We start from the raw sequence: 6,612 nt of genomic DNA, 5'->3' as shown, positions 1-6,612 counted from the left end.
TTTCGTTGGATAGCCCATAGAGAGCTCCTTTCTGTAACCTAGTATATATACTAGGTCCTGAATACCAAGAGAAAAAAGCTCGTTCTCTTCAGGCCATGTCGCGGACTAGTAAAGGGCCAAACACGAGCCGCCGCACAACGTGCGGCGCTACAGGATCCGCCCGGTGGCGAGCAATCCCTCGATCGCCTGAATCCGCGCCTTGGCGTGGGCCTCCAGCGCGTACCGCCGCTTCACATCCTCCAGGCCCTGCCGCCCGATGCGGCGGCGCAACGCCGGATCATCGAGCAGCTTCTGCACCTCCCGCGCCAGGCCGTCCGCGTCGCCGGGCTCGACGAGGAACCCGTTTTCGCCGTGCCGGATGTAATCCGCCGTGCCGACGTGGCGGGTCGCCACCACCGGTTTGCCCAGGCCCATGGCCTCGAGCATGACCACCTGCCCCGTCGGGCGCAGGGTCTCCTTCAGCGCCAGGGCCACCACCGAGCATCGAGCCAGGAAGTCCACGTACTCCTCCCGCGGGGCCTCGCGCCGAACGGTCAGGTTGGCGGGCAGCGGCCCCGGCGGGATCTCGTCGTCCGCCCCGCACATAATGATCACGGGCGCGCCGATCATCGGTGCCGCGCGGACGATCGTGGTGTAATCGCGCAGGGATCGCCCCGCGGAAACGACGAAGCCTTCATCGGTCGGCGACTCGCGCGGTTCCCCGATGGTGCATTGCAGCGGGATGAACCGCAGCCGCTCGCGCGGCAGGCCGAACCGGTCGGCCACGGATTCCAGTTCGGCGGAACTCAATACCAGCGCGCCGATCCCCCGGCGCGCGACCCACCGGAACAACGCCGTCTTCAGCCGCCACCACGGGTGGTCCGGCCGCGGCTGGTCAATGAAGACCTCGGTCATGATCTGCTTCGAGGACCGGCCGGTCAGGGCGCACAGGAGCCCGTAGGCCAGCGAGGTCCGGGGCTCCATGGTCAGCACCACGTCGTAGCCGCGGCGCCTCCGGAACAACCGCCAGGCCTCCTTCCAGTACGGGACGAAGACCGGGTCCGCCGTCGCGCCCGCGAGGTCGTAGATGCAGTCCGTGCGCTCCGTCCAGTACGGGCACTGCCAGAAGGTCATGTTGGTGAGGAGGCGCATGGGGGAGTGTTCAGTGTTCGGTGTTCAGGAGGGAAGAAAACAAAAGTTCGTACTGCCGCGCCATGGCGGTGTGGGTGCGCTCCGCGAAAACGTGCGCGCGGGCGGAGTCCGCGCGGCTGTGCGCGGCGGCAGGATCATCCAGGAGGCCCTTCAGGGCCGCGGCCAGCGTCGCGGGGTCGGACGGGGGAACCAGCGTCCCGTATTTCCCGCCGCCGAGCACCTCCGCATCGCCGCCGACATCCGTCGCGACGATCGGCACACCCGCGGCCATGGCCTCGAGCAGGACCAGCGGCTGGCCCTCCCATAGCGACGGCAGGGCAAACAAGTCCATCGCCCGCATCAGTTCGGGCAGATCGTCGCGGTTGCCGGTCAGCGTGACGCGGTCCCCCACCCCCGACTTCGCCGCCTCGGCCGACAGGTCCGCCCGCTGCGGGCCGTCGCCGATGATCAGCAAGCGGGCCGCGGGATGGGTCTTCAGCAACTCCGGGAGAGCGCGGACCAGATGCAGCATCCCCTTCTGTTCCGTCAGCCGCCCGCAAGCGCCGATGACCTTGTCCCCCGGTTCAAATCCGAATTCCGCGCGCCGGTCCGCCACCGGATTCCCGTAAGCGGACAGGTCCATGCCGTTCGGGATGACCCGCACGCGGTCGGCCGGGTAGCGCAGTTTTTCCACAAGGAATCGGCGCAGGTGCTCGGAGACCGTGGTCGCGCGCGCGGCGGTGTGGCGCAGGATGGCGCCGAACAAACCGAGCCGCCGGGTCAGGCCGAGGACCTGGCTGTGGTCGGTGTGCACCACGCGCCGGATACCCGCCCACCGGGCCGCGGGCCCGGCGTAGAACGTCGCGCCGATATCGTGCGCGTTGACGAGGTCCACGCGCTCGCGCCGGAAGAGGCGCGCCAGGTCAACCACAAGGCGGAGGCTGACCCCGTCTCCCTTGTCGAAGGCGAAAAACGGTACGCCCGCCGCGTCGAGCCGGGGCTTCATGCCGGGCGCGGGCGGATAGAGCGAGCAGATCATCGGCCGGAACCGATCGCGGTCCAGCGCCTGGACCAAGTCGAGGATGACCCGCTCCAGCCCCCCGTAAACGAAGGCGGGCGTGACGAACATGATGTTGAACGGGCGCAACGCGTTGCTCCTGAACACCTGCCGGGCCATCATCGGACGGCCGCCATGCCGTGTCAAGAAACAGGTCCCGTTCCTCCCCGGCCTGCGCCGTGCTTGACACGATTCCATTATGAGCATATGTTCATAATAGATTCGAACCAGGACGGCAAACATGCCCAGGCCTTTTTGCCCGCGAAAAGTCGGATTCGTCCCCGGGACGACGTATTTCAAGCCCGCCGGCGTGCCGATGCGCGACCTCGAGGAGGTCGTCGTGGCGCTCGACGAGCTCGAGGCGCTGCGGCTGGCCGACCTGGAGGCGCTGTACCAGGAGCAGGCCGCCGCGCGGATGAACATCTCGCGGCCGACCTTCGCCCGCGTGGTCGAGGCCGCCCGGCGGAAGGTCGCCGACGCGCTGATCCACGGCAAGGCGCTGCGGCTGGAAGGCGGGCCAGTCATTCCCGCGGCCGGGTCTGCGCCGCCCGGACGCGGCCGGGGATGTGGACGGCACGGACGCGGATGGCGGGATTAAAGAAAAGGAAGAAACGAAAGATGAAAGTAGCGGTCACGGCGCAGTCGGAAAACCCGGACGGGGCGCTCGACCCGCATTTCGGGCGGGCGAAGAAATTTGTCGTCTTCGACACGGAAACCGGGCAGCACGCCGCGCACGATAATGCGCAGAACTTGAACGCCGCGCAGGGGGCGGGCATCCAGGCCGCCCAGTCCGTCGCGCGGCTGGGCGCCGAGGTCTTGCTCACGGGGCACGTCGGCCCGAAGGCGTTCCGAACGCTCGCGGCGGCGGGGATTAAAATCTTCCTCGCGCCCCCCGGCGCGGTGGCCGCCGCCCTCGAGGCCTGGAAGGCCGGGGCCTTGAAAGAAACCGCGGCGGCTAATGTCGAGGGGCATTGGGTCTGAACAAAGAAAGGAGAGTGCCGTATGCCAGGTGGAGATCGAACGGGACCGATGGGAATGGGTGCGATGAGCGGACGCGGGATGGGCTTATGCGCGGGTTCGGCAGCGCCGGGCTTCGGTCGCGGGATGGGCCGGGGAATGGGCGGAGGCCGCGGGCACCGACACAGGTACTTGGCCACCGGACAACCGGGCTGGAGCCGAGTCTCCGCAGCACCGGAACGGGAACTGGCCGCCCTGAAACAGCAGGCGGACTACTTCGGCAAGACGCTGGAGGATATCCAAGGCCGGATCCGCGAGCTGGAAAGCACGCCGGACGCGAAATAGCGCATGGCCTGTAGCTCCGGCGCTCTGTCGCCGGAGATCCCTTCCGCCGGCAGAGCGGCGGAACTACAGCAGGAACCTCGTGACATGTCCGGATATCGCCATCTTTTCGGCCCGGTGCCTTCGCGCCGGTTCGGCCGGTCGCTCGGCGTGGACCTGACGCCGCTGAAGACGTGCACGCTGGACTGCGTCTTCTGCCAACTCGGGCACACGTCGCGCAAGACGCTGGAGCGCCGGGAGTACGTGCCCGTCGCCGAGGTGACCGCCGAACTCGCGCGCTGGCGCGACGAGGGCGGGCAGGCGGACTACGTCACGCTCGCGGGCTCGGGCGAGCCGACGCTGCACTCGGGCTTCGGGGCTGTCCTGGAGTTCATCCGGGGGGCCCTGCCCTTCCCGTCGGTGCTGCTGTCCAACGGCACGCTGTTCTGGCAGTCGGACGTCCGGGAGGCCGCGCGCCGGGCGCACCTCGTGAAACTGTCGTTGAGCGCCTGGGACGCGCTGACGTTCCGGCGCGTCAACCGCCCGCACGCGGAACTCACGTTCGACCTCTACCTCGCGGGGCTTCGGGCGTTCCGGGAAGCGCACGCCGGGAAGCTCTGGCTCGAGGTGTTCCTGGTCGAGGGGCTGAACACGACGCGGGAGGGCCTGGAGCGGCTGGCCCGGCTCGCGGAGACGATCGCGCCGGACGAGATCCACCTGAACACGGCGGTGCGCCCGACGGCGGAGCGGTCGGTGCAGGCGACGCCGCGCGAGCGCATGGAGGAGTGGGCCGGCTGGTTCCGGCCGCGCGCCACGGTCATCGCGGGATTCCCGAAGCGGGCCGGCGTGAACGTCGAGGCCGGCGAACGGGCGATCCTGGACATGCTCCGGCGGCGGCCGTGCACGGCCGCCCAGGTCGCGGAGGCGTTCGACATGCACCGCAACGAGGTGGCCAAATACCTCGGCGAGCTGGCCCGAACGAAACGAGTGCGCGGCGAGTACCAGGGCGGAGAGATATACTTCAAGGCGATCAGCGGAGCGGACGGAAAGGAGTTTCCATGAACACACCCACCCCGGGCACGGATCCGTATTTCGGCCGGATGAATGACCCGACGGCCTCGGCCCGGCTGCGGGGCCCGTGCGGCGACGAGATGGAATTCTACCTGGACATCCGCGACGGGCGGATCGAGGACGTCCGGTATTACACGGACGGCTGCGCGCACACGCGGCTGTGCGGCGCCGCCGTGGCGGAGCGGGCCCGGGGTAAAACAGTGCATGACGCCCTCGGCATCAACCCGCGGGAGATCCTCGAGGGGCAGGAGTGCCTGCCCGAGGAGGGACGGCACTGCGCGATCCTGGCGGTCAGCACGCTGTACCGGGCGCTGGCCGGCTACCTGTTGAAGCCATGACCCATTCTGCGAACCAGACCTTTGGGCGCACCGTGGCCATCGCCAGCGGCAAGGGCGGGACGGGCAAGACGACCGTCGCGGTCAACCTGGCCGCCATGCTGGCCGAACAGGGCGAGGCAGTCCAGTACCTGGACGGCGACGTGGAGGAGCCCAACGGGCATCTCTTTCTGAAACCCACGATCGAGCACAGCGAGGAGATAGGCATCCCCGTCCCGGTCATCGACAAGCAGAAATGCACGGCCTGCGGCCAATGCACCGAGGCCTGCGAGTACAACGCCCTCGCCGTCCTGAAATGGGCGATGGTCTTCCCCGAACTGTGCCACGGGTGCGGGGGCTGCGCCATGGTGTGCCCGACGGGCGCGATCCGGGAAGAGTCGAGGACCGTCGGCGTGGTCGAAACCGGCCGCGCCGGGCGGATCCTTTTCGCCCAGGGCCGGATGAACGTCGGCGAAGCCATGGCCCCTGCGGTCATTCGCGCGCTCCAGCGCGCACGGGTGGACGGCGCGCTCGTGATTCTCGATGCGCCGCCGGGGACGGCCTGCCCGGTCGTCGCGACCGTGCGCGACGCGGATGATGTCCTGCTGGTGACGGAGCCGACCCCGTTTGGATTGAACGACCTGCGGCTGGCGGTGGACTTGATGCGGCAACTGGGCCGGCGCTTCGGGGTGGTCATTAACCGCGCGGGGATCGGCGATGACGGGGTTCGAGATTTCTGCCGCTCGGAAGCCATCCCCGTCCTGGCCGAACTGCCGGACGACCGAAAGGTGGCGGAAGCCTACTCGCGCGGCGAGCTGGCGGCGGAAACCGTCCCCGGCTTTCGCGACGCCATGCTGAAGCTGGCGGAGGACGTTTTCGCGTGAAAGAACTCGTCGTCATCAGCGGGAAAGGCGGGACGGGCAAGACGAGCGTCACCGCCGCCTTCGCGACGCTGGCGGGGCAATCCGTGCTGGTGGATTGCGACGTGGACGCGGCGGATATGCACCTGCTGCTCCAGCCGCAGGTCCAAAGGCGCGAGGAATTCCGGGGCGGACACGAGGCGGTGATCCGGGCCGCGGACTGCACGGGTTGCGGGCTCTGCGCGGCGAACTGCCGGTTCGACGCCATCCGGCCGGCCCGGGACGGGGCGTCCTATCTCGTCGAACCGGCCGCGTGCGAGGGGTGCGGGGTCTGTGTCCGGATCTGCCCGGCGCAGGCGATTGATTTTCCGGAGCGCGTCGGCGGCGAGTGGTACGTGTCCGACACGCGGTGCGGGCCGATGGTTCACGCCCGGCTGACGCCGGGCGCGGAGAACTCCGGCAAGCTGGTCGCCCTGGTCCGTGAAGAAGGCCGCCGGCTGGCGAAGGAGCGGAAGCTCGACCTCGTACTGCTCGACGGCCCGCCGGGGATCGGCTGCCCCGTGATCGCCTCGATCACGGGTGCCTCGAGGGTGCTGATCGTGACCGAGCCGACCCTCTCGGGCCGGCACGACCTGGCGCGGGTGCTCGACCTCGCGCGCCACTTCAAGGTTCCCGCGATGGTGTGCGTGAACAAGTGGGACATCAACCCGGCGCAGACGAAAGAGATCGAGCGGAGGGCCGTCGAGCAGGGTGCGCGGATCGCCGGCCGCATCCGCTACGACCGCGCGGCGACGCAGGCGCTGCTGGCGGGTCATTCCATCGCGGAAGGCCCGCCTTGCGAGGCCGGCGCCGACCTGCGGGCCCTTTGGAACACCGTGATCGACAAGGTACAGAAGGAATCCTGACCCACAAAAGGAGCACA

9 protein-coding genes are annotated in these 6,612 nt (G+C 68.7%); 7 read left to right on the top strand and 2 right to left on the bottom strand.

Annotated features, from left to right (window positions below):
* Window positions 1–147: 147 nt before the first annotated feature.
* Both KA248_03700 and KA248_03695 read right to left on the bottom strand, forming a co-directional pair.
* Window positions 148–1,131, bottom strand: coding sequence for a glycosyltransferase family 4 protein (locus KA248_03700; GenBank protein ID MBP7829002.1), 984 nt, complete (start codon window positions 1,129–1,131; stop codon window positions 148–150).
* Window positions 1,132–1,141: 10 nt separating this feature from the next.
* Window positions 1,142–2,290 (bottom strand): glycosyltransferase, encoded by a 1,149-nt coding sequence (locus KA248_03695; GenBank protein MBP7829001.1) that lies wholly within the window; start codon window positions 2,288–2,290, stop codon window positions 1,142–1,144.
* A gap of 118 nt (window positions 2,291–2,408) precedes the next feature.
* Between KA248_03695 and KA248_03690 the strand changes: the two genes are divergently transcribed.
* From KA248_03690 to KA248_03660, 7 genes are all read left to right on the top strand, one after another.
* On the top strand, window positions 2,409–2,765 hold the full coding sequence (locus KA248_03690; protein MBP7829000.1) for a DUF134 domain-containing protein: 357 nt from the start codon (window positions 2,409–2,411) through the stop codon (window positions 2,763–2,765).
* A 20-nt stretch (window positions 2,766–2,785) separates the two neighbouring features.
* Window positions 2,786–3,148, top strand: a complete 363-nt coding sequence (locus KA248_03685) for a NifB/NifX family molybdenum-iron cluster-binding protein (GenBank protein MBP7828999.1) — start codon at window positions 2,786–2,788, stop codon at window positions 3,146–3,148.
* Window positions 3,149–3,169: 21 nt separating this feature from the next.
* A complete protein-coding gene (locus tag KA248_03680; protein ID MBP7828998.1) occupies window positions 3,170–3,469 on the top strand; it encodes a DUF5320 domain-containing protein in 300 nt (99 codons plus the stop codon).
* An 84-nt stretch (window positions 3,470–3,553) separates the two neighbouring features.
* The gene (locus tag KA248_03675; protein ID MBP7828997.1) at window positions 3,554–4,507 is read left to right on the top strand and encodes a radical SAM protein; all 954 of its coding nucleotides are present in this window, start codon (window positions 3,554–3,556) and stop codon (window positions 4,505–4,507) included.
* The gene (locus KA248_03670) at window positions 4,504–4,854 is read left to right on the top strand and encodes an iron-sulfur cluster assembly scaffold protein (GenBank protein ID MBP7828996.1); all 351 of its coding nucleotides are present in this window, start codon (window positions 4,504–4,506) and stop codon (window positions 4,852–4,854) included. Before KA248_03675 ends, KA248_03670 begins: the two co-directional genes overlap by 4 nt.
* The gene (locus KA248_03665; protein MBP7828995.1) at window positions 4,851–5,714 is read left to right on the top strand and encodes an ATP-binding protein; all 864 of its coding nucleotides are present in this window, start codon (window positions 4,851–4,853) and stop codon (window positions 5,712–5,714) included. The genes KA248_03670 and KA248_03665 overlap by 4 nt, the downstream gene beginning before the upstream one ends.
* Window positions 5,711–6,595 (top strand): ATP-binding protein, encoded by an 885-nt coding sequence (locus KA248_03660; GenBank protein ID MBP7828994.1) that lies wholly within the window; start codon window positions 5,711–5,713, stop codon window positions 6,593–6,595. The genes KA248_03665 and KA248_03660 overlap by 4 nt, the downstream gene beginning before the upstream one ends.
* Window positions 6,596–6,612 lie beyond the last annotated feature (17 nt).

Source organism: Kiritimatiellia bacterium, assembly GCA_018001225.1.
GTDB lineage: Bacteria > Verrucomicrobiota > Kiritimatiellia > CAIQIC01 > JAGNIJ01 > JAGNIJ01.
Note: the sequence above shows the minus strand (reverse complement) of the source record. Positions and strands in the feature narration are given on the sequence as shown.

Bases quoted from the DNA above. Each gene is read 5' to 3' on its own strand.
- KA248_03700 (MBP7829002.1), bottom strand. From the start codon at position 1,131: ATGCGCCTCCTCACCAACATGACCTTCTGGCAGTGCCCGTACTGGACG.
- KA248_03695 (MBP7829001.1), bottom strand. From the start codon at position 2,290: ATGATGGCCCGGCAGGTGTTCAGGAGCAACGCGTTGCGCCCGTTCAAC.
- KA248_03690 (MBP7829000.1), top strand. From the start codon at position 2,409: ATGCCCAGGCCTTTTTGCCCGCGAAAAGTCGGATTCGTCCCCGGGACG.
- KA248_03685 (MBP7828999.1), top strand. From the start codon at position 2,786: ATGAAAGTAGCGGTCACGGCGCAGTCGGAAAACCCGGACGGGGCGCTC.
- KA248_03680 (MBP7828998.1), top strand. From the start codon at position 3,170: ATGCCAGGTGGAGATCGAACGGGACCGATGGGAATGGGTGCGATGAGC.
- KA248_03675 (MBP7828997.1), top strand. From the start codon at position 3,554: ATGTCCGGATATCGCCATCTTTTCGGCCCGGTGCCTTCGCGCCGGTTC.
- KA248_03670 (MBP7828996.1), top strand. From the start codon at position 4,504: ATGAACACACCCACCCCGGGCACGGATCCGTATTTCGGCCGGATGAAT.
- KA248_03665 (MBP7828995.1), top strand. From the start codon at position 4,851: ATGACCCATTCTGCGAACCAGACCTTTGGGCGCACCGTGGCCATCGCC.